The organism is Streptomyces canarius, from assembly GCF_014650735.1.
Taxonomy (GTDB): Bacteria; Actinomycetota; Actinomycetes; order Streptomycetales; family Streptomycetaceae; genus Streptomyces; species Streptomyces olivaceoviridis.
Map to the genome: position 1 here is coordinate 159,133 of NZ_BMVN01000014.1, position 26,994 is coordinate 186,126.

General features: G+C 71.4%; 16 protein-coding genes. 8 read left to right on the forward strand and 8 right to left on the reverse strand.

Going from position 1 to position 26,994, the window contains the following annotated elements; translation table 11 throughout:
- Positions 1–126: 126 nt before the first annotated feature.
- The 4 genes from IE294_RS21385 to IE294_RS21400 all read left to right on the forward strand — a co-directional run bounded on the left by IE294_RS21385 (position 127) and on the right by IE294_RS21400 (position 11,432).
- Positions 127–9,009 carry a hypothetical protein gene (locus IE294_RS21385; protein WP_229917267.1) on the forward strand — a complete coding sequence of 2,961 codons (8,883 nt, stop codon included), beginning with the start codon at positions 127–129 and terminating at the stop codon, positions 9,007–9,009.
- An 18-nt stretch (positions 9,010–9,027) separates the two neighbouring features.
- Entirely contained in the window at positions 9,028–9,777 is a 750-nt protein-coding gene (locus tag IE294_RS21390; protein WP_229917268.1) for a type VII secretion system-associated protein, read from the forward strand.
- 214 nt (positions 9,778–9,991) lie between these two features.
- Positions 9,992–10,417, forward strand: a complete 426-nt coding sequence (locus IE294_RS21395) for a GAF domain-containing protein (RefSeq protein WP_189888493.1) — start codon at positions 9,992–9,994, stop codon at positions 10,415–10,417.
- A 208-nt stretch (positions 10,418–10,625) separates the two neighbouring features.
- A complete protein-coding gene (locus IE294_RS21400; RefSeq protein ID WP_189888495.1) occupies positions 10,626–11,432 on the forward strand; it encodes a mycofactocin-coupled SDR family oxidoreductase in 807 nt (268 codons plus the stop codon).
- A gap of 254 nt (positions 11,433–11,686) precedes the next feature.
- Here IE294_RS21400 and IE294_RS21405 read toward each other — a convergent pair whose 3' ends face one another.
- Together IE294_RS21405 and IE294_RS21410 are read right to left on the reverse strand one after the other, a co-directional pair.
- Positions 11,687–12,442 (reverse strand): dienelactone hydrolase family protein, encoded by a 756-nt coding sequence (locus IE294_RS21405; protein ID WP_189888497.1) that lies wholly within the window; start codon positions 12,440–12,442, stop codon positions 11,687–11,689.
- Positions 12,443–12,603: 161 nt separating this feature from the next.
- Positions 12,604–14,013, reverse strand: a complete 1,410-nt coding sequence (locus IE294_RS21410; RefSeq protein ID WP_189888499.1) for a DUF6461 domain-containing protein — start codon at positions 14,011–14,013, stop codon at positions 12,604–12,606.
- A 369-nt stretch (positions 14,014–14,382) separates the two neighbouring features.
- On the opposite strand from IE294_RS21410, the gene IE294_RS21415 reads away from it, so the two are divergent.
- Positions 14,383–16,083, forward strand: coding sequence for a zinc-binding metallopeptidase family protein (locus tag IE294_RS21415; RefSeq protein WP_229917269.1), 1,701 nt, complete (start codon positions 14,383–14,385; stop codon positions 16,081–16,083).
- Between the two features lie 86 nt (positions 16,084–16,169).
- Here the strand turns inward: IE294_RS21415 and IE294_RS21420 are convergent, their stop codons facing one another.
- Positions 16,170–17,042 (reverse strand): hypothetical protein, encoded by an 873-nt coding sequence (locus IE294_RS21420; protein WP_189888501.1) that lies wholly within the window; start codon positions 17,040–17,042, stop codon positions 16,170–16,172.
- A 354-nt stretch (positions 17,043–17,396) separates the two neighbouring features.
- On the opposite strand from IE294_RS21420, the gene IE294_RS21425 reads away from it, so the two are divergent.
- The 3 genes from IE294_RS21425 to IE294_RS21435 all read left to right on the forward strand — a co-directional run bounded on the left by IE294_RS21425 (position 17,397) and on the right by IE294_RS21435 (position 20,327).
- Positions 17,397–17,864, forward strand: coding sequence for an SsgA family sporulation/cell division regulator (locus tag IE294_RS21425; RefSeq protein ID WP_189888503.1), 468 nt, complete (start codon positions 17,397–17,399; stop codon positions 17,862–17,864).
- A 178-nt stretch (positions 17,865–18,042) separates the two neighbouring features.
- Entirely contained in the window at positions 18,043–18,909 is an 867-nt protein-coding gene (locus IE294_RS21430; protein ID WP_189888505.1) for a Bax inhibitor-1/YccA family protein, read from the forward strand.
- A gap of 185 nt (positions 18,910–19,094) precedes the next feature.
- On the forward strand, positions 19,095–20,327 hold the full coding sequence (locus IE294_RS21435; protein ID WP_189888507.1) for a cytochrome P450 family protein: 1,233 nt from the start codon (positions 19,095–19,097) through the stop codon (positions 20,325–20,327).
- Between the two features lie 187 nt (positions 20,328–20,514).
- On the opposite strand, the gene IE294_RS21440 is transcribed toward IE294_RS21435, so the two are convergent.
- The 5 genes from IE294_RS21440 to IE294_RS21460 all read right to left on the reverse strand — a co-directional run bounded on the left by IE294_RS21440 (position 20,515) and on the right by IE294_RS21460 (position 26,895).
- On the reverse strand, positions 20,515–21,105 hold the full coding sequence (locus IE294_RS21440) for a DUF308 domain-containing protein (RefSeq protein ID WP_189888509.1): 591 nt from the start codon (positions 21,103–21,105) through the stop codon (positions 20,515–20,517).
- Between the two features lie 44 nt (positions 21,106–21,149).
- The gene (locus IE294_RS21445; RefSeq protein WP_189888511.1) at positions 21,150–22,781 is read right to left on the reverse strand and encodes a tannase/feruloyl esterase family alpha/beta hydrolase; all 1,632 of its coding nucleotides are present in this window, start codon (positions 22,779–22,781) and stop codon (positions 21,150–21,152) included.
- A 383-nt stretch (positions 22,782–23,164) separates the two neighbouring features.
- Positions 23,165–25,522 (reverse strand): SpoIIE family protein phosphatase, encoded by a 2,358-nt coding sequence (locus IE294_RS21450; RefSeq protein WP_189888513.1) that lies wholly within the window; start codon positions 25,520–25,522, stop codon positions 23,165–23,167.
- 1 nt (position 25,523) lies between these two features.
- Complete coding sequence (locus IE294_RS21455) at positions 25,524–26,225, reverse strand: cytochrome b/b6 domain-containing protein (protein WP_189888515.1); 702 nt, start codon at positions 26,223–26,225, stop codon at positions 25,524–25,526.
- Complete coding sequence (locus IE294_RS21460) at positions 26,173–26,895, reverse strand: molybdopterin-dependent oxidoreductase (RefSeq protein ID WP_189888517.1); 723 nt, start codon at positions 26,893–26,895, stop codon at positions 26,173–26,175. The genes IE294_RS21455 and IE294_RS21460 overlap by 53 nt, the downstream gene beginning before the upstream one ends.
- Positions 26,896–26,994 lie beyond the last annotated feature (99 nt).

Genomic DNA, 26,994 nt, shown 5'->3' on the forward strand with positions numbered 1-26,994 from the left:
GACTGGGCCGAACGATTCCGCAAAGCCGGAACCAGCATCGGCGACCCCTTCGGCGGCAGCTTCAATGCCGAGCCGCCGGCCGGGGCGGTCCAGACAGCCGTGCATACGGATCCGCCGGGACTGGGCGTGGACTTCTACCAGGCACTGCCCGACACCGAAGCCGTCCGCATCGCCCAGTCCCTCATCGACGTACCCGCCGGAGTCGAACGCCCGGTCGCCGCGCGCCTGGAACTCACCCGCCAGCTCTCCACGGTCCTGGCCGACCCCGACACCGCCGCCCGCGTCGCCGCCAGCGGCGTCCGCGTCAGGATCATCCCCCGCACCAGCACCGCCGCCGAGACCGCCGGCCTGCCCGACAGCCCGCACGCCCCCGACGGCCGTCCCCTGGACACGGTGCGCGGTGCCACCCTCACTGACCACCGCCTCGTCCTGGTCGCCGAGGAGAACCTCCTCGGCGAGCACACGCCCGTCAGCGACGACCAGCCGCACCAGAGCGACGGCTACTCCTCGGTCAGTCACGAACTGCACCATCTGATCTACCACTTCGGGCTGACCGACACCGACCGTGACCTCGTCGGCTCAGCTTTCACCGCCAAGAAGAACGCGGGCCCCGACGCCGAATGGGCGGACGGCCCCCTCCGCGACGCCGACGGGAACGACAACTACGCGTCCCGCGACGTGGAGGAGTACTTCGCCCAGACCGCGAACGCCTACCTCGGCGCGAACCACGGGAACGATCCCCACACCGGCCTGCCCCGCAACAACGGCGTCGACTGGGTCGACCGGAACGAGCCCGGCCTCGCCCCCCTCCTGCACCGCCTCTACGACAGCCCCGCCCCGTCCGAAACCGGACACAACCCCGTCAACGCGACCACCGCCGAGAACAGCCTGTGGCAGGGCTTCCGCGACATCACCGCGCTCAACGAGCGGGAGCCGGTCCCCGGCGAACCGGACGGGGTGACGACCGAAGCCGACGGGCAGCCGGTCCGGCCGCAGGCCGACGGGCACCCGGACGTCACCCAGGACCTCGACGGCTCCGGTGTCGGGGTCCGTGGGGAAGAGCCGCCCGCGCGCACCGACGAGGCCTCGTCCCCCGTCGAGACGACGCGCCCGAGCGTCGTCGACTCGGTCTTCTCCGTCCTCACGTCGCCCGCTGCGCACGGCATCGACTCCGGTGTGCACGACACCGGAACGGCGGCGGACAGTACCACCCAGCCCCGGCCGAGCGGCACCGTACACGCCGGAAGCGGCGTGCCCCAGGAGTCGTCGCACTCCGGTGGGCTTGCGCCGGACGGGGCCGACGTCCACGACGGGCAGGAGGTGTCCACGGCGGCGCCCGCCCAGGGCGACGGCCACGGGGTCCGCGACTCGCAGTCACCCCGGCAGACCGAAGCCCCCGACGCGTCAGCCGTGACGCCCGGCGCTCATCCGGCCGGGGCCGCCGCGGAGCCGGCCCCGCCCCACCACGTGCCGGAGGCCGGGGCGGCGGAGGCCCAGGGGACCTCCGCGGGAGACCATCTCTCCCCGGATCCGGTCGCCGGGCCGCTGCCCCCGCCCCCCGCCAGGATGACGGTCGTCGGTCAGATCGGCGGCGCGGACCGTGTCCTGCCGTCCCAGGAGACTGCCACCGCTGTCCTGGAGGACGTGGTGGCGCGTCTCGACGCCGTGCTGGACCCGGCCGAGCGCGAGGCGCTGTCGGCGGACTGGGGGGACCAGCTCCGCCGCACGATCTGGCCGTCGCTGTCGGCGATGACCCGTGGTGAAGTGCGCACCCTCACCCTGGACGTGGCCGGCTTCAGCGGTGAGGTCCCGGTCCGGGCCGAGGTCACGCGGGCCGAGACGGTCGGTGTCTTCGACAGCCTCGAGTTCGAGGACGGCAGCGAATCGCTCATCCGTGACGGCTTCCAGCGCGACAAGCGTTCGACCGTCACCGGCGGCCTGCTGGTGAAGGGCAAAGCGGCCGAGCACACCGAACTGACGGGAAACCTGTCCTCGAACTGGTCCCATTCCCGTTCGCACCGCACGTTGTCCAGCGGCCGGCTGTTCAGCCGTACGAAGACGCCGGAGCCGGCGTTGCGCATCGATGCCGGGGTCCGGTTGGAGTTCGACTTCTCGGCGGTCCGCGGCTCCCTCGGCAAGCGCATCATGTGGGATGCCGGCGACGGTGCGCGCACCAGTCGGGTCCAGGTGTCGGCGACGGTGCCCGTGGCCACCGCCGAGGGGGACACCCGCCCGCTGTCCGAGACACCCGACGCCCGGCACTACACGGCTCCGCTGCGGGTCGAGCAGACGCAGGCGCTCGGTGGCATGGACACCGTCCGCGACGTGTTCCTCGTGGACGCGAACGGCGAACGCGTCACCGGGACTCTGCACGAGAGCCTGTTCGGTTCCCCGGACGAACCCACCTCACTGGAGTCGTACGGGCGGCGCGTCTTCGGCTCCGATTGGAGCGGGGTCCGGAAGACGGTCGGGGACCGCCTCGACTCCCTGGACGTCCTTCAGTACGAGCTGAAGGGCCTGACGGCGGGCGAGGCACTGGAGATCGAGCTGGGCGGGGACCGGGGGACTCTGCTGGTCTCCGCCGAGGTCACGTCGATGAAGCACGTGCGGAACACCGCCAAGACGGAGTTCAACACCGGCTCGGACGTCACCCGCGTCTTCTCCGACGCGGAGGTCTCCGAACAGTCCTTCCGCGCGGCGTTGAACGCGCAGAGCGGCGACCTGCACGCGGGCCCGACGACGGTCACCGGTACCGTGCAGGGCGACTTCGACCGTGACGGCACCCTGGTCGACCAGCACTCGGTCAGAACGGGCACCGCGATCAAGATGAAGGTGCCCGGTGCCGTCTTCGACGGTACGGCCGCCCTCACCTTCGTCCATCGTGCCGACCCGCTCGGCGCGTCCTCCACGACGACCGCGTCGGACGCTCCCGCCACCGCGCCGCACACGGGGACGTCCGCGTCGGCTCCGCCGCGCGGGGCCCGGGCCCGGATCGGCTTCCAGGTGCTGGTGGACGCCGGCGACGCGCGTGCGGTCTCGGAGCCGACCGTCTTCTCGGCCGCCGAGCAGCCGCAGCAGCCCCGCCGTATGACCGGGACGCCGCTGGAGCCCGGGGACACCGCCTGGCAGCCGTCGCCCCAGGTCTGGACCGGGCTTCCGGCCCACACGGTCGTCCTCGACGTCCTGGCCGGGGAGGAGCGGTCGCCGGACGCCGCCCACCTGCCCAAGCTCGGTGATCTCCTGGACGGGATCGGCCGTGACTTCTTCGCTTCCCACTGGCGCGCCGTACGTCCGGCCGCACACGACATGGCCACCCGGGAACAGCTCGCCACGAACCTCCCCCGGATCACTCGCGGCACCACCGCCCACAGCATCCCGCTGCCGGCGCCGCTGCGGTCCGATGCCCAGCTCAGCCTGAACGGGCGGCTGGAGTCGTTGGAGTACCTGCGGGTTCTCGACGCGGCCGAGGTGAACCTGCTGAACGACGTGACGGACGAACTGAGCACCCGTATGGGGTCGGCCGTCACGCACGGCGAGTGGGCGCAGGCGGGCGTGGAACCGGACCTCGGCAACGATGTGCTCCTGAGTGTGCACGCCCCGGGCGCCGGCATCGCGCACCGGTACCGGACCGGTGCCGGGATGTCCGACGGCTACAGCAGTGTGGCCAGTGCCAAGTACCCGGAGCCGATGGTGGCGTACATCGCCACGGTGAGCGTCGACGCCGCTGTCAGCCGGCCGGACGTGTCAGGGGCGCACCGGGGCCGGACGCAGGTGCGTTTCGTCGTGGCGTTCCCGCAGGCCCATGCCCAGCGCTTCGAGGTCGCGCGGGACGGCGTCGGCACGCAGGTGTTCACCCGGCCGGACACCTCCGCCGACGGCGGGCCGGCCGTACACGAGCGGACGGCGGACCCGGCCACGGCCGTGCCCGGGAACCCCGTGCACCCGGTGGCCGTCGGCGACACCGTGCCGGGCCGCCCGGAGCCGGCCGGTTCCGGGACCGCCCACGAGGCACCCTCGTCCGCCGGGTCCCCGCCGCGCGGGCACCTCGCCTTCCAGCCGCCGGCACGGGTGGTCGGCGGTCGTATCGGCAACGGGGACGTCGTTCTGGAGCTGCCCGGGGACCGGGTCGTCGCGGCGGTGAAGGAGAACCTCTCCGGCACGTTCGGTGAGCACTGGGACCAGGTGGAGGCCGAGATCGGCCAGTTCTTCGACTCGGACGCGCTCCAGCCCAGGACTGCCGGGCTGACCGCCGGCGAGACGTGGGGCGGCGTCTTCAAGGGCGGTCCCGTGACAGCCGACATACGCATCACCTCGGCCAGGGCCGAGATGACCCGGTACCTGCGGGTGGTGAAGGACTTCGAGTTCGAGCACGGCACCGAGTCCGCCGCAGCGTCGGCCGCCCAGAAGGACGGCAACGCCCGCCGGAGCCTGTGGCAGCGGGCCGGCGTCAAGGTGCCGCACGTCTCGTTCTCCGTCGGCCACCAGCGACACCGTGACGTGCTGTCCGGCAGCAGTGTGGATCACCGCGGCGGCGTGGTCTCCAAGGACAAGACCGTCGAACCGGCCGCCCTCTTCGAGGGCGACGTGACGTACACCGTGGAGGTCCGCCTCCCCCACGTGCTGCCGGGAGCCGACGGCGGCCGGCGGACGTTCACCGTCGTCAACGGCGGTCAGTTCGCGTTCCCCGTGCGGGATCTGCCGGTGGATCCCACGACCGGTGACGCGCCCGGACCGGAGCAGCACTTCCGCGTGCCCGACCGGATCGCGCGGACGTTGCGCCTCGGCGCCGACGACGTCGTGCTCGACGTACGCCCGGTGGGGGCCGACCGCGCCGCGGCGCCCGACGCGCACGCGGCCGAACTGGTGCAGGACGTGTTGCGGCAGCTGGACGCGACCGGACCGAAGGCGTTCGGCTCCGGCAGGAAGTGGGAGGCGGCCCGGCTGAAGCTCGCGGAGCGTCTGCACGGTTCCGAGTTCCAGCGGCGGCTGAGGTCCATGATGGCCGGGCAGCCGTGGGTCGTCCGGGTGAACGGCCGTGAACTGGCCATCACCGCGAGTGTGAAGGCGATGACCCACACCGCGAACACCAGGGCGACCGAGTTCAACTCGGCCACGCTCGGCGTCACCAGCAGCGGTCGGACGGATCCGCACGGCTCCGGCCCCCAGGTCACCGCCGACGCCACCAACCTCACGGTGGTCGGGACCTCCGATCCGCTGGGCGCCTCTCCGGCGGAGGTGTTCGCCGGGGGGACGCTGACGCACACCTCCCAGGTCGAGGACATCGCGGACACGTCGACCGGCGTCCGCTCCGCCGCCGGCACCAAGACCAAGGTGCCCGGCAGCGTCTTCGACGGTGTCGCACGGCTGCATGTCGCGTTCCGGGACCGGCGGCGGTTGTTCGGACCCGGTGTCGACACGCGGGTACCGGACGGCACGGCGCGGGAACAACTCCACATCGGTCAGCTGCGCGATCGTTTCGTGCAGCTGGAGGGGCAGCTCCAGGCGCAGGAACTCCGGGTCGCGGAACTGCTCGACCGGATGTCCGACGGCCATGCCCACGGTCCGGACCCGGCCGTGCGGACCGGGGACGGCGAGCGGCCCGAGGGCCCGGACGGTCCGCGACGCGAGCTGGAGCGCGCTCTGCTGGAGTCCGAGGCTGTGCAGGCGCGGCGCGACAAGGCACGGACCGAGTTCCATGACGCGCTCAAGGCGCAGACCGAGCGCATCCGGGCATCGGCCGCCGCCAAGCTGGCCGAGGCGGGGCCGAACGGTTCTCCCTCCATGACCAGGCGGACGTTCGGCGTGCGCGTGCGCAAGGTCGGGGAGGCCGAGATCGGTTTCCAGGCGCTGGTGCAGAGCGCCGACGCCGTCAAGGTCTCGGGGGCCGAGCAGGCCCGCTTCGAAGCGCCGCGGCCCGGTTCCGTGGCCCCGCGCCCGGCGACGGAGACGTCCGCGAGTACCTCGGTGGTGCCGCAGCCGCCACGATCGTTGTGGACCCACGGCATGTCGGACGGTCAGCTCGTCCGCGATCTGCCGGACGTCGGGTCTCTGCGGGACTTGCTGGACACCGAGGGGCGCAAGGCGTTCGGAGGAGCGTGGTCCGACGTCACCCAGGTGGGCAGTCGGCGGAGCACGTTGGTCATGGCGGAGTTCGGCAAGGACCGGCTGATGGCCGCGCTGCCGCACCTGACCCGTGGCGGTGAGCTGCGGGGCGAGTCGTTCAGGGTGAACGGCCGTGAGGCCTGGGTGTCGGTCAGGGCCGAGGTGGTCGACCTCACGCACACGCGTCCGGAGGCGAAGGCCGAAGTGGCGCTGGCCAGCGAGAAGTTCTCCCTGTTCAGCCGGCGCGGACTGCATTCTCGGCAGTTCCTGCTGGTGAGCCAGCTGGGGGCACGCTCGAGTGCCCTGCACAGCAAGCTGGGGGCGGGTCTGACCTTCGGCGGGGGTTTCCGGTACCGCAGCCGGGCCGACCAGGCCAGCGGGGGCCGTGTCTTCGACAACGCGAAGATCCCGACCCCGCTCGAACACTTCGACGGTCATGTGAAGTTCACCTTCGCCTTCCACCACGGGGACTCCTCCACCGAGGCCACCGGGGTGGTGCCCGTCGGACTTTCGGTTCCGGCGTCCCAGATCACCGAGCACACGGTCGTCACTCCGCGGGTGACGGTCACCGCACCTGCGTCGACGGCCGACGGAACGCACGCCGACGATGCCGTCGGAGCGCCGGTGGACAAGGGCAAGGAGCGTGCCTACGTCTGGGAGGGCGACGACGTGGACCGCGCCCGGGACGAGGGCGCGGTGATCGACGCGGGCGCGGCGCTCACGTCTGCGCGGCTTGACCTGGCACGTGCCGAGTCGGTGCTGGAGGGAATACGGGAACAGGTCGGGCAGGGCGTGGGCGGCGTCGACGACGACGTGCGCCTGGCGCAGGCGTATGACACGTACGTGTGGGCCGGTCACGCGTTGTCCGAGGCGGAGGCGCACTGGTTCGAGGTGACGAACGGCGAACCCCTGCCTGAGGTGCAGCCGTACGAGGGACCCGGCCTCGGCGGCGGTATGCCGCTGCTGAAAAAGAAGACGGCGGACATATCCCAGCGCGCGCCCCTTGCTCAAAACCTGGGGGAGGGTTCGGCACAGCCGGGCCACGGAACGCATCCCGGAACCATGGGCACGAATCATGTGGCGGCGGCGCCCGACACATATTTCACGAAGTGGCTCTCGAAAACTCCGCCACAAGCACGCAAGAACAGGTACCTCGCCCGCGTTCACGACGATCTGCATGCCTGGGTCTACAACCGAGGGTCCCTCGACGCCGTCCAGCACAGTATCGATGCGTACTTGAGTTCACTCGCAGGGCAGAACAACAGCATGTACACCAGTGCTGTGAGGGACTTGCGGGCTCGTCTGGGTCAGCACACGCGGAACCAGATGCCATCGGGACCTGCGTATCAGCACCAGGGCAGGAACAGCTCGGCAGGGAACCTCGACATCGGGTACAGCTTGAAGCGCTCGGACACCCGCGAAAGCCACCGCAGCCAGGTGTCAGTGGCGAGCGAATCGGAGCGGGGCCGCTCGAAGACTCGCGGAATCTTCGGCCGCATCGGAGACACGTTCAGGCGTTCGGTTTCCCGTGGCGGCGCGCAGAGGGACAGCCTGCCTCTCGCCGAAGGCACGATGCACCCGCAGTACACCGGGCACCAGGTGCCCTGGACCGGCCCGACGCCGGAGCGCCCGCCGTCGGCGACCGGACAGTACGCCGCCGGCCCGTCCCGACGCCGGTCGTCTTCGGCGGCCCGTCCTGACGCCGCGCCTCACCCGTACCAGCAAAGCCCTTACGGCACTGTCCAGCATTACCCGACGGGCGCGCCGGCCACAGGCCACCGCCGTAACCCGAGCCAGGTCAGCGTCAACAGCCTCGTAGGCCCGCTCCAGGGAATGCACGTGGGCCCGACGAGGCATGGGGGCCAGCAACAACACGCCCCCGTGCAGACGCACGCGCAGGGCACACTGCACGCACAGCCTTACGGCGGCCATGCGCCTTCTCCGCAGACAGGGCGTGCAACCCCGTTCCATGGGCACACGCCTCAAGGCACGTCCGGCGTGCCGCACTTCACCGACTATGTCGCGATCTCCAGGAGCGCCCGCGAACATATGTCGGCCATCGCACAGAGCAGGTTCGACGGCAGAAGATTCGAGGGCGACCTCAACCTGGCACTGGAGAATTTCAGAGCAGCTGAAAACCGAGGGTGGGAGCAGACCACGCTCTACCAGGCAATGGGTGGGGTGCAAGCAGTGCCTGGTGCGAACTTGGAGGCCACCAAGACCTACCACCTCCAGATGAACCCCGAACTTCAGACCTACTTCAGAGACATCAAGAAGAATGAGCTGCCGGCCAAACCTTTCGGCCCTCACCAAATGTACAGGGATTCAAATTTCCAACTCTCTCACGGCGTGACCGCCCGCATCACCTACTACAAAAACGAAAGGTCATACCGGAAGGTCGTCGAGGCGTTCAACGAAGCAATTTCGGCGATAATCACGAAGTTCGACCTGCCCGCAACCGAACTCGAAATCGTGATATCCCCGTACGCGAACAAGCAGTTCACGATCAACCTCGACGGCAGCGTAACGAAAACGGGTACGATTCCGGGCAGGAATGAGAATGACGCGGCATACTCCGCAGGCGGGAACAAGTTCTTCATAGCAGTGCCCCACCGCATGATACCCCGCTTCATAATTCACGAGTTCGGCCATCAAATAGCGAGGCAGAGCAATCCGCTCCTCTATTACACGACATTGAATGCAGGATGGAAAGACGACTCACACAAGCAGAGGGCACTGCGCACACCGGTGAGCTCCCAGGGCGCAGCAGAGGGCTACGCCGGAGCCAATCCGGCCGAGTTCGTCGCCGAAGCGTTCACAGCCTTGGTAGAGGGCAAACAACTGCCCCCTGACATCGAAAAAATGTACAGAGCACTCGGTGGCCCCATGCCCCGGGGAACTCGTTAAGGAAAGCAGGAGACCGGATTGTCCGCGCAACACCCGATGCCGATACCCGATCTACCCGAAGTACCCGCGGAGAGCTCCTCCGCAGGGGAAGACGACGCCGTCCTCCCCGCACCTCCAACGGAAATCGTCAGTGCCGCGAAGGTCGCGCGCGGCCAGTGGCTCACCGAGGTCGATCCGCTCTGGGCGGACGAGGAGGAGGTGCCCGCCTGGGCGGTCGTCGGTGAGTGGCAGAGCGATTCCAGGGGGCAAGTCGTCGCCTGGCGCGCGAACGACGAGTACCGGCCGTCCCCGCTGGCGCTGGGCTGGCCCGACCCGACGGACCCGGTCGACCAGGCGATGCAGTGGGCCGCCACCGGACACGGGCCGGTCGAAGCGGTCCTGCGGGCTCTTGTCGAGGCCGAGGAGGTCGCCGTCCTCACCACGCTGGACGGGTCCTTCGTCACCGCCCTCTCCCAGGACGGCGCCGAGGTGGTCCCCGTCTACACGGCCGCGGACCAGATGCTGGGCGTCGGTCGTCTGACCGCGCGTACGGCGCCCGTCGCCGAGCTGCTGGACGGGCTCCCGGACGGCCACGAGTTCTACCTCAACCCCGCCGGCCCGGTCGCCATGCGCGTGCGGACCGAGGCGTTGCGGGAGGCGCTGGCCCGGTCATCGGCCGAAGCCGAGCGTCCGGAAGACCTGTCGCCGGACCTCGAACCGCCCTTCGTGCCCGTGCCCACACAGTCCGCGGAGGCCGAGGAGCCGCTTCAGGCCTCCGTCGGTCCCTGACCCGCCGGCCGGCGACTGAGGCCCAAGGCGGCCGGCCCGTTGGGATGCGGATTCCAGCGCGCCGAGCGGGTCGCGCAGCAGCCGGTGCCCGCCAGGGCGACGACGTCCCCTCCAGGACGCCTCGGGGACCCGGCGCGCCCCGGCACGCCTGGGACATGTATCCAAAGACGTATCCGGCACACGTTTGCGCGTCGGCTGCCGTACGATCGCCGCCATGCTCGACGATTCGACCCACACATGGCTGCGCGGTCTGCTCGATCGCCACACGGCCGTCGCCGGCACGGTCCACGTGGTGCGCGAGGACCTGCTGCACATCGCCGCGGCGCACAACATCCCGCCCCGCGTGCAGGAGGTCACCGCGCGCATCCCGCTCGGCAAGGGAATGGCGGGCCTCGCCTGGGAACGCGACCGGCCGGTCCAGACCTGCAACCTCAGGGAGGACGACAGCGGCGCGGTCAAGCCGGGAGCCAGGGCCGTGGACGGCAAGGCCGCCGTCGCCCTGCCCGTGCACGACGACGACGGCACGGTCCGCGCCGTGGTCGGTCTGGCCTGGCTGGACGAACGTGAACTGACCGACGGTGAACTCGCGTCGATCGCCGAGGACGCGACCTCCCTGCCCGTCACAGTGCCACCGGTCTGATCGGCCGGGACGACGGTCTGTCGCCGCCCGCCGGGCCCCGCGACGGACATGTGATCCCCGGCGCCCCCGGATTCCGTGTCCCTAGTGAGCGGGCCGGAAGAACCCCGGCTCCCCAAGCCGGCCGGACCGGCCCGCCGGTCGTGCACCGGTTCGGTGGACGGCCTCCGCCCCTCCGGCGGCGGACACACTTCTTCTGCGAGGAAACGGTATGGGACGTCTGGAGAACAGGATCGCACTGGTGACGGGCGCGGCACGCGGGCTGGGCCGCAGCCACGCCGTACGCCTCGCCGAGGAGGGCGCCGACATCATCGCGCTGGACATCTGCGCACCGGTCGCCGGCATCGACTACCCGATGGCCACCCTCGACGATCTGCGCACCACCGGGGACCTGGTGGTGAAGACGGGCCGCCGGGTCGTGACGGCCGAGGTGGACGTCCGGGAACGGCAGGCCCTCACGGAGGCGGTGGAAGCCGGGGTCGCCGAACTCGGGGGCCTGGACATCGTGGTGGCCAACGCGGGTGTGGCGGCGTTCGGGCGGTGGAACGACACGGACGGGCAGCAGTGGGAGGCCGTGATGGGGGTGAACCTCACAGGCACCTGGAACACGATGGTCGCCACGATTCCCCATCTACAGGCCCGCGGCGGCGGTTCGGTCGTGGTCACCGGCTCGGTCGCCAGCGTCGAGGGCCTGCCCTGCGCGGAGGCGTACACGGCCTCTCAGCACGGTGTCTTCGGGCTGGTGCGCTCGCTGTCCGCCGAACTGATCGAGGAGGGCATCCGGGTCAACGCCGTCCGCCCGATCGGCGTATCGGGAACGGGCATGCCGCAGACCCTGCCCGCGGTGGCGGACGTCCAGGCGGGCATGCGGGGGGAGTCCGTGTTCCGCCGCGGGTTCGAGGCCGACACCGTCGAGCCCGCGGACGTCAGCAACGCGGTGCTGTACCTGGCGTCCGACGCGTCCCGGTACGTCACCGGTACGGCCATGCCCGTGAACGCCGGCCTGATCAGTCACTGACCGCGCGCCGCGCTCCCGGGGTCCAAGAGCACCGGCGAAGCCCGGCGCGTCCGTTCGGACGTCGTGTCGCAGACCCCACGGCCGACGGCTGGAAGCCCCATGCGCCGTCGTTTCCCTGGCGAACCTCTCGCCCGGGTCGTAGCACGGCACCGCTCGCCGTGGTACGACCGGGCTCCGCCGTCATCCGTGGAAACCGCGCCCTGCCGAAGGGACCGAAGGGACCGGCATCGGCATCATGGTCCGGCGCCGCGCTCTCAGAGGGTGCGGGCCAGCAGGGCGAGGAGTTCGGTCCAGTGCCGCTCGGCCGCCGCGGGGTTGTAGGCGGCGGTGTCGGACTGGGTGTAGCCGTGGTGCGCGCCCTCGTAGACCTCGCACCGGTGCTTGACGCCTGCCTCGGTGAGCGCCTGCTCCAGGCGGTCGACCTGCTCCCCGGGCATCGACGGGTCGTCGTCGGCGTGCGCGAAGTACAGCTCGGCCGTGACCCGGCCGGCGAGCAGGTGCGGGCTGTCGGGTGCCTCGCTCGCCAGCCCGCCGCCGTGGAAGCCGGCCGCCGCGGCCACCCGGTCGGCATGGGTGCCGGCCGTGTACAGCGCGAGCCGGGCACCCATGCAGTAGCCGGTGATGCCCACCGGTCCGTCCGCCACCGGCGAGGCGTCCGCGAGCCACGCCAGGTAGGCCCCCGCGTCGCGCTCGATCAGGTCCGGCGTGAGCGACTCCATGACCGGGACGATCTTCTCCACGATGTCCGGTCGGGCCTCCATGTCGATGAACTCGGGCAGTTCCACGACCGGGGCGGGACCGTGCCGGTAGAAGACGTTGGGGACGAGCACCGTGTAACCGGACTCCGCCAGCCGGTCGGCCATCGCCTTCAGATGCGGGCGCAGCCCGAACGCGTCCTGGTACACGAGCACACCTGGATGTGCCTTGCCGTCGTCCGGGTGGACGAGATACGCGTCGGCGGTGCCGTCGGCGGTGGCGATGTCCACGGACGTTCTGCTCAGGGTGCTCATGGCGGGGCTGCCTCTCAGTGTGGTCGGGACGGGCGGCAGCACCACGGCACACCGCTCCGCTCACACATCTCGAACACACTTGTTCGTTCCGCGATTCCCGCTCGCCATGACCAATTGACATAGGTGTCTCCGCGCGGGCGGGACGGGCACGGAGGCCGACGTCATATGCCGAACACGGCACCGGCATGCGCGCCGTCGAAGTCCTCGCCGCTCGGGCGTACCCCCGCCGCCAGGAAGGCCACCTCGACGGCCGGCGGCAGGAAGGCGCTCTCCTCGTCCTCCCGGTACCGGCCCAGGCCGATCTCCTCCATGAACGGCACGAAGACGCTCCGCTCCGCGCCCCTGGGAGCCGCCTTGCCGCGCTCCAGCCGGGTGGAGTCGTCCTCCCCGTACCCGGCGAGCAGCTTCCCGTCCCGGTACCAGGCGAGGGACTGCCAGCCGTCGTAGTCCAGGTAACAGACGATCGCGTCGGTCCCGCGGGACAGGTCCTTCCCGCGTTCCACGGCTTGGTAGCCGCACGGCTCGACGACCACGACGTGGTCACCCGTGCGCACCGCGAACGCGCTCGCGCAGTCGGTGTCCGGGTCCCGGAGGGACGCCTGGAGCAGGTCCCGGTACGTGGTGGCCCTGATCGTCTTGGCGGGGGCGCCCAGGCTCCGCAGGACCTCCTCTTCGTCGGTGTGCTTCACCAGCGTGAAGGTGTACGGGCCCTCGGACAGGTCCAGCAGGTCGAACCAGTCCCGGGGCAGGCCGGTGCCGGCCGGCCGCACGGGCCTGGCGGCCTCCCTGGCCTGCCTGCGGGCCTCCGAGCGGCGGAGCTTGTCGAGCCGGGCCTCTTCCGCGGCCGACCCGCTGTCGTGGAGTTCGGCGCCGTTCTCGTCGAGCAGCACGATGTCTCCCCGGTCACGCACCACCACCGCGGAGATCCGGACGGCCTCCGGATCCAGCCGGTAGCGGCCGGTCCAGCGCAGCAGGACCATGGAGTTGGTGCCGGCGCGCAGGATACCGTCGGTGCCCAGGGTCAGTTCGCCGGGTGCCTTCACGCTACGCGACCAGACCGGGCGGTCCCTCCCGTCACCGGGTGCGGTGAGAGCGGTCTCGCCGTCCGGGGTGTGGCTGAGCCGGTACTGCCCGTTCGGGGAGACGAGCGGCTCGGACAGCACCTGACCGGGCAGCAGCCGGTCGCCGGTCGCGGGGCGGTGGGCGGCCAGTTCGGCCTCGCTCACCGGATCCCGGCTCCAGCGCAGACCGCCGTCCGGGTCGGTGAGGACGAGGCGCCCCTGGTCGGTGACCATGGCGGTGACCGCTCTGGGGTCGGGGTCCGCCGAGATCCAGACGGGCCCCCTGGGCCAGGCCTCCAGCACCAGACGCCCGTCGTCGAGGAGGGTGAGCTGCCCCGGCGCCGTGCCGGGGACGCCGACGTGCCACAGGTCGCGCCCCTGGACGCGGTCCCGCAGGACGGCCGTGCCGTCGCGCCGGTGCTCCAGGGCGTAGCCGCCGCCGGGCGACACCAGGGACGCGAGGGCGAGCGGGCGGCCCGCCCTCAGCACGGTCGTGTCAGCGGTGCTCATCACGGCCTCCAGGGGGTCGGACAGCGCGGTGGTGCGCGCGACGGAAGGCGGCCGTCCCACCGGGGGAGATAGGGACGGCCGCCGGATCCGCCGCATCTCGATCGCGCGGCGGAGCTTCCCAATCGACAACGGATCCGGGATGCCGAAAGGTTCACATCTCTCGGCTCGGCCCCGGGACGGTCTGCCCCGTCCGGAGCTCGTCGGCCCCGGGTTCCGCTGCGAACGAATCGTACACACAACCGGGTTGGGCCTGGAAACACCTGATGCTTCTCCGCGTAGACACCTATGATCGTTCGGCGACATGCCACGACCACATGTCACGGAGCCGGTCGTCCGGCTCTGCCCTCACACCGCGAGGACAACACTGACGTGAACGACGACTTCCACCCCGGCCGCCGACGCCTGCTGAAGATGTTCGGGCTGGGCGCCACCGCGACCACCGCGACCATCCTCCAGGCCGACCCGGTGCTCGCCGCGACGCTCGGGTACGACGAGAAGACCGGTGTCTCTCCGGCCTCGTACCGTGCCCCCAAGGGGCTGGCGCAGAACACCGCCGCCAAGCAGACCGCGCTCGACTGGATCTCGGCCAACGAGGACGCGATCAAGAAGCTCAGCGACGAGGTGTGGCAGCACGCGGAGCTGTCGCTGCGCGAGTGGAAGTCCTCCCTCGCCCACGCCAAACTGCTGAAGGACAACGGCTTCACCATCGAGTGGGGTTCGGCCGGCTTCCCGACCGCCTTCGTCGCCACGTACGGCACGGAGGGGCCCGTCCTCGGCTTCAACGCCGAGTACGACGCGCTGCCCGGCCTGTCCCAGAAGAAGGGTGTGGGCACCCACGACCCCCTCGTCTACAACTACGACGCCTACGGCCCCACTTACGGCGCCGGCCACGGCGACGCCCACAACACCCTCGGCGCGGGCGGCACCGCCGCCGCCATCGCCGTCGCCCAGGCGATCCGGGCGAACGGTCTCAAGGCCCGGGTCAAGCTGTTCGGCAGCGCGGGCGAGGAACAGCTCGTCGGCAAGGCGTACGCCGTCAAGGAGGGGGTGTACGACGGCCTCGACGCGTTCCTGGACTGGCACCCGTTCAACATCACGGTGCCGTTCTGGAACACCACCAGCGCGCTGATCTCGGCCACCTTCACCTTCCTGGGCGCCTCCGGTCACGGCGGCACCCCGCTCGGCAACAAGAGCGGTCTGGACGGCGCGCTGCTGATGGCCACGATGTCGGAGTACCTGCGCGAGAAGAACGTGGCCCCGTCCGGGCGTTTCCACTACGCGATCATCAACGGCGGCGGCGCGCCGAACGTGACCCCGGACATGTGCTCCATCTGGTTCTTCGTCCGCGAGGGCAGCCCGGCGCGCGCCCAGGTGCTCTACGACAAGATCGTGGAGTGCGGGAAGGCCGCCGCCCAGGCCAGCCAGACCCGCCTGGTGCACAAGTTCCACGCCGCGACGTGGAACCTGCTGGCCAACAAGGCCGGTGCGGAACTGCTCAACGACAACATGCGGCAGATAGGCGCCCCCAAGTTCGCCGACGCCGACCACGCCCTGGCCAAGAGCATCCAGAAGTCCCTGGGCAAGCCCGAGGTGGGCATGCCGACCGAGCTGACCCCGCTCGCTCCCCCGGCCGCCGCCTACACCGGCGGACTCGCCACCGACACCGCCGACATCAGCTGGCAGGCGCCCACCGCCGTGCTGCTGTCCGCCGCCTACCCGCCCGGCATCCCGAACCACAACTGGGGTGTCACCGCGACGGCTGCCACCAACATCGGCCACCAGGCGCTGCTGTCCGCCGCCCGCTACCTGGCGGCGGCGGCGGTCGACCTGATCGAGCAGCCGGAGCAGCTGGACGCGATGAAGCAGGAGTTCAAGGACCGTACCGAGGGCGTCGCATGGGCCTCGATGATCCCCGACGGCAACCAGCCGCCGCTGTACGAGCCGCCGGCCGAGTTCCTGAAGGCGACCGGGCAGAGCTGGCCGCCGAAGGGCGTGACCTGGCCGGTGCCGCCGGTGGTGTCCACTGAGCAGCTCGGCACGACGGGCCCCAACCTCCCGCCCGTCACCTGACGTCCGGCGGACTCCCGCACGAACCCGCCCGTGACCGGTCTCTGCCGGTCACGGGCGGGTTCGTGTCGCACGGGCGGGTGCGGCGGTCACCGTGCCAGCGAGGCGGCGTCCCCCATCACGATCACCGGGTGCAGCGCCGGGTCGAGCGTGCGCAGCAACTGCCTCATGTGCTCCTGCGACAGGCTCACACACGCGTGGGTCGGGCCGCCGTGGTCGACGTGCAGCCATATGCCGCCGCCCTTGTCCGCGCCCTGGGGGCGGCCCCAGTCGAGCGGGGACGTGCCCCTCACGCGGTTGTAGTCGATGGCGACGACGTAGTCGAAGGAACCGGCGAGGGACTCGCCCTCGAAGCCGGTGCCGCCGACCGCGAACCCGCCGGAGCGCGTGTACGGAAGCTTGGTGCCCGGGTCGGCCAGCAGACCGCCCGCGTCGCTGAGCGTGAACACACCGATGGGCGAGCGGAGATCGCCGAGGTGGTGGTCCGTCGTCCAGCCCTTGAAGGCGTTGTGGGCCTGCCAGGTCGCACCGCCCTCCCAGCCGGACGCCGTCTTCCGGTACAGCACCACCTGGGAGCGGGAGGAGTCCTTGCCCTCGCCGGTGACCAGCACGACCTGCCGCGCGTTCGCGGGGATGCGGGCCGACGTCTTCGGGCCCACGCCGGGAAGGTGTGTGTCGGTGGCGGAGACCGGATCGGCGGCCGTCACCGTACGGGGGACGCCCGGTGCGGCCGGCGGCGCGCCGCCCGGCGCCGCGTCCGGTGCGACGGCCTGGGCCCCGTGGACGGGATCGGCGGTGGTCGCGCCGGTGGCTCCGCATCCGCTGACGGAGACCGCGGCGACCAGGGCGACCGCGGGGAACGGCAGACGCCTGCCGGAGTCGGCGAGCAGTGCGCGTAACCGGTCGCCGGCCGAGGGCGCGCGGTGACGGCCGGTACGGGCGCGGTCGTAGGACGAGGACATGTCTGAGGCGACCCCCACTTCACGGTGCACGTCGGTGTGCGGCGGAACCCGCACGGATGCGTGCCGGCGACGCCCGTCGTCCAGGTGTGGGACATCGCCGATTGAGGCACGTATGGACTTGAAGATACATGCACCGTGGTCGCAGCCCGCCGGCACCGGCCGCTCGGCGGCCCCCGGTGCCGGGCAGCACATTGACTTACGTCACGTTCCTCCCGCTCCGCACGGCGCGTCTCCGCGTCATCGGCTGCCCCACCGCGCCTCGTCCTTTGACCGTCAAGTGACCGATGTGCGGGTTGTGCCCCCGGGCGAACAGTGGGAGGCGCAGACTTCCTACCACGGAGGGGAACTCCCGTCATGCACCGTGACCAGTCACCACTGCGGGCGCGGTCGACGCCCCGGCATCTGCCTTCGCTGTTCCTGGACCTCGACCAGATGCTCGACGAGTTCACCCGGCAACCCATGCGAGCGGAGTTCCGGTTCGACGCGGACATGCCCGCGGTGATCACCGTCGAGTTCCTGGCGGAGCGGGGACCGAGTCTCATCTGGCGGATCGGCCGCGAGCTGCTCCACCGCGGCCTGACGTCGATGAGTGGCTGCGGCGAGGTGCGGATGTGGCCGACGCTGCCCGGGGAGCGCCCCTCGTCCTGGCTGCTCCTCGAATCGCAGGAGGTGGAGGCCCTCTTCGAGGTGCCCACCGGGCCGCTCGCCGAGTGGCTGGAGGCCACCTACCGGATCATCCCGGCCGAGGCGGAGATGGACGGTCTGAACTGGGACGACTTCCTCCTCCGGTTGCTCGACGGTCCGGCGGCGCCGTCCGAGTGAGCGCGACCGGGCCCGGGCAGGGACGACTTGCGCCCCATCGCGTCACCTGTCAGAGTGGTGACGCACAGGATGGCCGGACACCGATCCGGCGGGCGGCACGGTCACACGTATGCCACCCCGGACACCCGAGGACACACTGTGCCGCAGGCCGCACGCGCGGCGGATGAGGAGGAATGACGTGAAGAGCACCAACCCGGTCTTCTCCCGCTGGGGCGCCGCCCGTGATGCCGCCCCGGTCGACGCATACACGCGTCACCCGGTGGGCGCCACGGCCGGAGGCCGGCCGGCGGACGACTACCTGACCAACCCCTACGCCCCGGCCGCCGGCGCGGGCCCGGACGCCGGCGTACGGACCACGCGGACCGCGATCACGATGGACGACGTCGTCGTCCGCACCGCGACCACGCTCGGCACCGTGGCCCTGACGGCGGTGCTGTCCTGGCTCCTGCTGCCCGTCGACGAGGCGAACATCGGCCGGTCCTACGGCCTCGCCGTGGGCGCCGCCCTGATCGCCTTCGTGCTGTCGATGATCCAGGCGTTCAAGCGGGCACCGTCCCCGGCGCTGATCCTCGGATACGCGGCGTTCGAGGGGGTCTTCCTCGGCGTCATCTCCAGCGCCACCTCGACGTACATCGCGCCGGGCGTGGTCGTCCAGGCGGTGCTCGGCACCTTCGCCGTGTCCGCCGGCGTCCTCCTCGCCTACCGGATGCGCTGGATCCGCGTCGACCGGCGCTTCGCCGGGTTCGTCGCCTCCGCCGCGACCGGATTCCTGCTGCTGCTCGCCGCCGACCTCCTCTTCTCCGCCTTCGGCGCGGGCAACGGCCTCGGCTTCCACAGCGGCGGCCTCGGCATCCTCTTCGGCGTGCTCGGCATCCTGCTCGGCGCGGCCTTCCTCGCCATCGACTTCAAGCAGGTCGAGGACGCCGTCGCCTACGGCGCACCCCGCGAGGAGGCGTGGCTGGCCGCCTTCGGTCTCACCACGACCCTGGTGTGGATCTACCTGGAGGTGCTCCAGGTGCTGACCATCCTCAACAGCGACAACTGAGTTCCCGGACGCCGGAGGGGCATGCGCGGTGCGCATGCCCCTCCGGCGTGTCCGTCCACGGGCCGGGCAGGCTGAACCAACGCCGAACCCGGCTCGTTCTCCCCACACGACGACCTGACAGCGCGTCGGGTGCCGGCCGGGGCCGCCCCGGGCGGCCCCGGACCGCCAGAACCCGAGAGGCACCCATGAGCGCGCACGAGCACTGCCCGTACCAGGACGGCAGGGTGGTCATCGATCACGCCTTCAAGGCGGACTCCCCCGCGCGGTACGCCCGGCTCCGGCAGCTCGGCCCCATCCACCCGGCCGAGTTCCACCTCGGTCTGAAGGGCTGGGTGATCGTCGGCCACGACCTGGCCCGGGAGGCGCTGACCCATCCCGCCCTGCTCAAGGACGCCACGCCCGCCGCCGAGGCCCTGGCAACCGCCGGATACGTCCTGCACCAGCCCTCGGTGGGGCTCGGCGCGCAGATGATGGAGGCCGACCCGCCCGAGCACACCCGCCTGCGCCGGCTGGCCTCGGCCGCCTTCACTCCCCGCCGTACGGCCGAACTGGCACCGCGCATCGAGCGGATCGCCCACGACCTGATCGACGCGATGCCGCCGTCGGGCGAGCTGGACCTCGTCGAGGCCTTCAACGCCCCGCTGCCCGCCACGGTCATCGCCGAACTCCTCGGCATCCCGCCCCGGCACCACCTGGACTTCCGCCGCTGGTCGGGGCAGGCCCTCCAGGTGGCCTCGCCCGAGCACCGCCCGGCGCTGGCCGCTCTGCACGGGCTGCTGGCCGACCTGGTCGCGGACAAACGCCGCCGTCCCCAGGACGACCTGCTGTCCGCCCTGGTGGCCGTGCGCGACGAGGAGGACGGCCGGCTCTCCGAGGAGGAACTGGTCGGCACGGCCATGATGCTGGTCGTCGCGGGCCACGAGAGCACGGTGAACCTGCTGGGCAACGCGGTGCTGGCCCTGCTGCGACACCCCGGCCAGCTACGGCTGTTGCGCGAGCGGCCCGAGCTGGTGCCCGGCGCGGTGGAGGAGTTCCTGCGCTACGACACGTCCGTCGAGCGCTCCACGAGCCGCTACGCCTCGGAGGACCTCGAACTGGGCGGGGTGCCGGTGCCCCGGGGCAGCATGGTCGTCGTCGCTCTCGGCTCGGCCGGGCACGACGCCCCGCAGCCCGACGGCGACGACCCCGCCGTCCTCGACGTGACCCGGTCGAACGCCCGCCACCTGGCCTTCGGGCACGGCATCCACTACTGCCTCGGCGCCCCGCTCGCCCGCCTGGAGACGGCCATCGCCCTGCGCACCCTGCTGTCCCGCGTCCCCGAGCTGGAACTGGCCGTACCGCCGGACTCGCTCGACTGGATCGGTTCCGGGATCATCCGCGGCGTGCTGTCCCTTCCGGTGCGCTACCGCGTCGGCTGACGGCCCCCGGCCACCCAACCACCCACCAGCCGCGGGCAACTGGCCACCGGCAACCAGCAACCGGCAACCAGCAACCAGCAACCAGCAACCAGCCAAGGGTCCCGGCCCGCGCGCCCCGGCCCGGCGCACGGAAAAGTCCCGGCCCGCGCCACGGGGCGCGGGCCGGGACGGCACCGGTCAGGGGTGGTCAGACGGTCCGGGTGCGCAGCTGGCGGGCCTTCCAGCCCAGCAGCAGGGCCTGGAGGATGAACCACACCCCGCCGCCCGTGGCGTAGACGGACAGCACGTCGAGCGAGGGGTTGTCGCCCGCGGCCTGGACGTTGTAGACGAAGCCGACCAGGAAGGACAGCCCGCCCGAGATCAGGGTCGGCCACTGCTTGCCCAGCTCGGGACCGCGCCGCCGCAGCCCGACGACCACCTGGGCGGCACCGGAGACGACGGCCCAGGCACCGAACACATGGAGCACCGGCGCGACGCCACCGGCCCCGGCGATACCGACCGCGATGGCGGCCAGCGTGCTGAGCGCCCCGTTGAACGCGGTGACCCGGCGCTCGGAACCGGCGGGGGTGGCCCGGTAGTCGATCAGCGAGGACACCGCGTCGATCAGCGGGTAGACGACCAGCAGGGTGATGGCCACGGCGTCGACGTTCTCATGGGCTCCGGCGAACGCCAGGGCCCACGCCACGGCCAGCACGCCGCGGCCCAGGTACAGCCTCAGCAGGGAGGAACGTCCCTCGGCCGCCGTCGAGTTCGACGGTGCCGCTGTCTGCGTGCTCATGGGGGTGGGGCCTTTCTCGGGTGGTCAGGTGGTCGGTCGTCGGGTCAGTGCCGGGACGGCAGGACGCACCGGAAGCTGGAGGCGACGGCCGGGTCGCCCTGGCCGTCGTAGCGGGACACCGACGGGTAGCTGCACAGGTCGCGGGTGACGCTCTTGCCGTCGGCGTTGATCAGGGTGGCGGGCAGCGTCCGGGGGGCCTTGCCCTTCTCGACCCAGGTGCGCAGCGCGCCGAGGTCGTCGGCCGTGGCACCGCTGCCGTTGTTCAGGCCGCAGTGCGCCGTGCCCGGGGCGAGGAAGAGACGGTAGAAGTCGTTGACCTTCTTGGCGCCGCCCAGCTCCTGCTCGACCTGCTTGCGGTACTTCACGGTGCCCTGGGCGGGGATGTACTGGTCGGCCTGGCCGTGCCAGCTCAGCAGCTTGCCGCCGGACTTGCGGAAGGCGGACAGGTCCGGGTCGTCGGTGCCGATGATCTTGTCGTACTCGGCCTCGGACTGCTTGAACAGCCGCGTGAAATCACTGTAGGTGATCTTCGTGAGGTCGGAGGACGGCTGCTTCTGCACCCAGGTCTGGACCCAGGCGGCGGGCACCGGGAAGGGGGCGCCCTTGACGTTGCCGTTCGCGTCCGGCGGGGTGACACCGGCGAGGGCCGACAGGTCGGCCCCGATCGGGACGCCGGACCACAGCTTCTTGCCCGACGCGGTGCGCGGGCCGTCCCAGATCTTGCGGACGACGGCCGCGTCGGCCGCCGTGATCGTCAGCTCCTTGCCGTCGCACACCACCTTCGTGCCGATCAGCCGGCGCGGGTCGAAGTCGCACCGGGCCGGGTCGTTGACCAGGCCGTCCTTGACGCCGTCGAGCGGGTCACAGGCCTTGACGGCGGCGTCGGTGAAGGTCTTGAACTCGCAGGACGTCGGGTACGTCTTCTCGTTGTTCATGACCACCTGCGGCCACAGGGTGGCGACCTCGAACTCGTCCCAGTTGATGGCGGGCGCGTTGGCGAGGATGCCGTCGTAGTCGTCGGGGTAGCGCTGGGCCTCCATGTAGCCCTGGCGTCCGCCGGTGGAGCAGCCGTTGAAGTACGCGTAGGAGGCGGGCCTGCTGTAGAAGCCGTCGATGACGTCCTTGGCGACGACCGCGGCCTCGTGCTCGGAGCGGCTGGCGAAGTTCTTCAGCAGCGCCGTGTCGACCTTGCCCCCGTCGGTCAGGGCCCAGCTGGTGTCGATGTAGGTGCCGACGCCGGCGTCGGTGGTCGCGGCGGCGTAACCGTTCTTGACGGCGGCGGCCAGGCTCGCGCCGTAGTCGCCGGCGGCGTAGGCCTGGCCGCCGATCGTCTGGAGGCGGCCGTTCCAGCTGTCCAGCGGGAGCCAGACGCGCACCTTGGCGTGGTCGCCCTGGCCCGGGTGGGTCAGCGTCACCGTCACGTCGCAGAACGCCGGCACGTCGGGGATCTGCGCCCCCGGCAGCGGGGTGACCGGGGGCACGTCCACGGTGCCCGCCGCGTGGCTGACCGCGGTCACGCTCTCCACCTTCGTACCGGCGGGGGCCTTCACGGGCAGCGAGCGGCAACCGAGCGGCGCGGAAGCGGTGTCCGCCGTCTCCGCCGACGCGGTCGGCACCCACAGTGCCGCGGCCAGCGGAACACCGGCCGCGAGGACAGTCAGAAGTGTGCGTCTCATTGATTTCCATCCCGGAAGTAGTAGGTGTGCGCCTGACCGCGGCGACAGGGGTGCATGGCACATGAGCTGAACATGGCGAGGTCGGCGGGCCCCCCGCGGGCGGCATCCGCACGCGTTCCTCCGCGACCTCGGTACGCGGCCCTGAGACAGCCTCGGGCCGCCGAAGCTTGAGCCACACACTATCACCGGTCTAAGTGGTGACGGAAGAGGGCGGGTCACATGTCTCGCGATCACATGTCTCGCGCTCATGTCTTGTACGGCCGCGGGAAGGGTTGCCCTGCGCCCGTGGTCTCACTCTGGCCGGGCGGACCACGAGACGACCACCGTCAGTTGACGGTCCGTGGCGACGGCTCCGGGCAGGGCTCTGTAAACGGACAGTTAGGTCATTCGACGGTCGGCCGGGCCGCCGCCCCGTCCCCGGGGATGTCCATCTCCAGCCAGACGGTCTTGCCCCGGCCGCTCGGAGAGGTGTTCCACGTGTGCGCCAACGCGTCGACCAGGTACAGGCCGCGGCCGTGTTCCGCCCGCGCGCTGCCCTCGTCGGTGAGCGAGTAGGCGGTGGGCACGGGCGGGTCGCTGTCCGAGTCCCGCACCTCCAGACGGACCCGGTCGCCGAACGCCCGCAGCCGCAGGTCCACATCGCTGCCCGCGTGGATGAGCGCGTTGGTCACGAGTTCCGAGGTGATGAGTTCGAGGTCGTCCGACAGATCGGCCAGCCCCCAGTCGCACAGGCACTCGTGCACGAAGCCGCGGGCCGCCCTGACCGCCCGCAGGTCACGCCGGTGGATGTGGAAACGCGCGGTCCGGGGTGCAGCGGAGTCGTCCGCCCCCTCGTAGCGGGCCAGCAGCAGCGCCGCGTCGTCGCGCCGGCCGGGGGTGTCCGCCAGCAGGCGGTCCGCCAGGATCTCCAGGTCGGCGCCCGCCCCGTCGGCACCCAGGCGGGCGCCGACGTCGTCGCGGTCCGGTTCGTGCACGCCGTCCGAGTACAGCGCGAGCACGGTTCCGGGCGGAAGGGTGTGTTCCTGGGAACGGTAGGGAGTGCGCCCGTGCAGTCCGAGCGGCACGTTGGCCGGTGCCCACAGCGGACGGACGGTGCCGTCGGACAGCCGGGCGAGCGGCGCCGGATGCCCGGCCAGCGCCACCTCGGCCACCCCCGTCCCGGTGTCCACGGCCACCACGCAGCAGGTGGCGAGCAGTTCGGTGCCCATTCGGGACAGCAGCCGGTCGGTGCGTTCGAGCAGCGCGGCCGGCCCGTGGCCCTCGGTGGCGTAGGCGGCCACCGAGGTGCGCAACTGGCCCATGACGGCGGCGCTCTCCAGCGTGTGCCCCTCGACGTCCCCGATGACCAGCATCACGCGGTCGTCCGGCATCGTGATCACGTCGTACCAGTCCCCGCCGGCCTCGCTCGCGGCCTGGGCCGGCCGGTAGCGGGCCGTGGTGGGCAGGCGGGGTGCCTCGGCAAGGACGGCGGGCAGCAGCCGCCGCTGCATGCCCTCGGTGAGCACCTGGCGCGCGGCGCTGAGCTGGATGCGCTGGACCGCCGCGCCCAGCAGCCCGGCCATCATGGTCAGCACGGCCCGTTCCTCGGGCGGGAACGTCCGCGGCCCGTCGAACGACAGGCAGCAGACCCCGACGACCGGGGCGGCGCCCGCCATCGGCAGATCGACCACGTGCCGGCTGCCGACGAGCGGCAGGTAGGCGGCGGCGTGCCGCCCGTCATCCCCGCCGTCGCCGGGCACACCGCTCAACGGATCCCCGGGGCCGGCATCCGGGACACGGCCCGTGGCCGGCGCGCCGGCGGAACCCGGGACGAACAGCGCCCGCCCCCGCATCGCCCGCGCGGCGGGCGTGCCCGTGTGCAGAGCGCCCCCGTGCAGCTCGGACACCAGGTCCGAGGAGTCCCCGCTGTGGCCCAGGACCCACAGCCGGCCCTCGGCCGCCGAGGTCAGCGCCAGCGCCCGGGCGCGCATCGGCGCCACGACACAGAACTCCGCCACTCCGACGACGTCTTCCATGGTGGTCGCCCGGTTCAGCATCTCCGTCAGCCGCTGAAGGGCGTACAGCAGGGTCATCCCCGCGGAGCCGGGCACACCCGGCACACCCCGGACGACGGCCTGCTCCCCGGCCGCGGCCGGCGGTTCGGTGCCGAACACCGGCACCAGCACGGGCAGGCACCCGGGCGCGATCGCGGCACCGCGGGCGTGGAGACCGGCCAGCAGGACGGCCAGCCGGTCACCGATCCGGGTGAGCTCCCGGCAGTCCGCGTCGCTGTAGTCACCGCTGTCCTCGGTGCGCAGCACGGTCAGCGAACCGAAACGGTGCCCTTCCGTCTCCAGGGGGACCGAGGCGACGGTATAGGGGTAGGCCAGCGCCCCGCTCTCCGGTTCGGCGAGCGGATCCGGTTCGGCCAGGAGCGCCACACACCGCCCGGCCAGGGCCTGCGCGGAGGCGTAGGGCGAGTCCAGCTTCATCCGGCCGGGAAGCGTGAGCATGGACGGCGGGCTGCCGCCGATCATGGCGGCGCGCAGTTCGCCGCCGTCCGGGGTCAGCAGGTACACGGCCGCGGTGAGGGCGTGCAGGCGGCGAGCGGCCTGGCGCACGGCACGGTGCAGCACCGCCGTCAGCTCGTCGCCGGGCACTCCTGCGGTCTCGGGCCCCCGGCCGTCCGGGGACCGGGCGTCAGGAGCGCTGCGGTCGTCCATGAACCCTTCCGGCCAGGTCTGCCCCTCCTCGGGGGACATGTCACACCTTGTCCGCTTCCTCGGTTTCACCGGTCACGGTACCCATCCCCTCCTCCTTCAGCCACCGGGAGTGGTACCGCTGCGCCCAGGACCGGCTGACGTACCCGGTGCGCATGCCGAGTCTCGCCTCCGGATCCTCGAACGCCCGGCGCATGTGCCCGAGGAGTACGAAGGTGATGGCCCAGGCCAGGAGGTCGTGGACGAAGATCGCGCTGGTGCGGGAGATCGAGGGCAGCAGCCCCATGAACCACATCAGCAGACCGGTGAACATCATCACCAGCACGGCGCCGGCGATCCAGCCCGCGTAGATCTTCTGGCCCGCGTTGAACTTGCCGGCCGGTCGCGCCTCGGGCGCCGTACGGCGCTTGCGCACGGCCCGCAGCCACTGCCGGTCGTACACCGCGAAGCGGTTCAGCCTGCGCAGGTCCGCGCGGAAGTCGGCGGAGAGGAGTCCGAGCAGGAAGGGCAGCGGCAGCGAGATGCCCGACCACTCGTGCAGCGTGACCATCAGGTGGCGCCGCCCGACGAGCTGGGCCAGGGGCCCGAGGTACAGGCAGGCGGCGGTGACCAGGCACACCAGCATCAGGTAGCCGGTGGCCCGGTGGACCATGCGCTCCGCGGTGCTGAACCGGCGCAGACGGCCGGACGGGTCAGGCCGCGTCGCTGTGCCGGTCGGCGTCGTCGAGCCAGCCGTCGACTGCATAACCGCGTTCCTCCCAGTAGCCGGGAACGACCTTGTCGGTGACCGAGATGCCGGACAGCCACTTGGCCGACTTGTAGAAGTACATGGGGGCCACGTAGAGACGGACCGGTCCGCCGTGCTCGTGGGTGATGGGCTTGTCCTGCATGTTCAGGGCCACCAGGACGTCCGAGCGGCGGGCCTGTTCCAGGGTGAGGCTCTCGGTGTAGGCGCCGTCGAAGCAGGTGAAGCGGATCGCCGCGCCCGGGGAGCGCACCCCCGCGGCGTCCAGGATGTCCGCCAGCTTCACCCCTTCGAAGGGTGTCTTGTCCACACGCCATCCGTCCGTGCACAGCACGTCGTGGACGACCCGGGTCTGCGGCATCGCGCGCAGTTCGTCGAGCGTGTAGGTCCTGGGCTTCTCCACCAGACCGTCGACCTTGAGTTCGTAGTTCGTCGCGTCCTTGTGCGGCACCGAGCCGACGACGCTGTAGTACCGGAACCCGCCCGGATTGGGCAGCAGACCGGTCAGGCCCGTGGCGTCGACCTGGGAGGCGGCACCGAGGAACCCCTCCCAGCCGCGCTGGAGATAGGGCGCGGCGGCGAGCCCGGCGGCGCCCGCTCCGAGCATGCCCAGCATCGCCCGCCGTCCCACCGGTGCGCCCTCGGCCCTCCGCTTCGGCTTTCCTGCCATGGTCAGTGTGCTCCTTAGGGGTGGCGACGATCCCGGTGAGGTGCGGCCGGACGGGCAGGCACCGGTTCGGGCGAGCCCACACGTGTGAACACTGTCGAC

Bases quoted from the DNA above. Each gene is read 5' to 3' on its own strand.
- IE294_RS21410 (WP_189888499.1), bottom strand. From the start codon at position 14,013: ATGAGCACCGCTGACACGACCGTGCTGAGGGCGGGCCGCCCGCTCGCC.
- IE294_RS21460 (WP_189888517.1), bottom strand. From the start codon at position 26,895: ATGGCAGGAAAGCCGAAGCGGAGGGCCGAGGGCGCACCGGTGGGACGG.
- IE294_RS21395 (WP_189888493.1), top strand. From the start codon at position 9,992: ATGCTCGACGATTCGACCCACACATGGCTGCGCGGTCTGCTCGATCGC.
- IE294_RS21450 (WP_189888513.1), bottom strand. From the start codon at position 25,522: ATGTCCCCCGAGGAGGGGCAGACCTGGCCGGAAGGGTTCATGGACGAC.
- IE294_RS21440 (WP_189888509.1), bottom strand. From the start codon at position 21,105: ATGAGCACGCAGACAGCGGCACCGTCGAACTCGACGGCGGCCGAGGGA.
- IE294_RS21435 (WP_189888507.1), top strand. From the start codon at position 19,095: ATGAGCGCGCACGAGCACTGCCCGTACCAGGACGGCAGGGTGGTCATC.
- IE294_RS21455 (WP_189888515.1), bottom strand. From the start codon at position 26,225: ATGCAGTCGACGGCTGGCTCGACGACGCCGACCGGCACAGCGACGCGG.
- IE294_RS21420 (WP_189888501.1), bottom strand. From the start codon at position 17,042: ATGTCCTCGTCCTACGACCGCGCCCGTACCGGCCGTCACCGCGCGCCC.
- IE294_RS21400 (WP_189888495.1), top strand. From the start codon at position 10,626: ATGGGACGTCTGGAGAACAGGATCGCACTGGTGACGGGCGCGGCACGC.
- IE294_RS21445 (WP_189888511.1), bottom strand. From the start codon at position 22,781: ATGAGACGCACACTTCTGACTGTCCTCGCGGCCGGTGTTCCGCTGGCC.
- IE294_RS21405 (WP_189888497.1), bottom strand. From the start codon at position 12,442: ATGAGCACCCTGAGCAGAACGTCCGTGGACATCGCCACCGCCGACGGC.
- IE294_RS21425 (WP_189888503.1), top strand. From the start codon at position 17,397: ATGCACCGTGACCAGTCACCACTGCGGGCGCGGTCGACGCCCCGGCAT.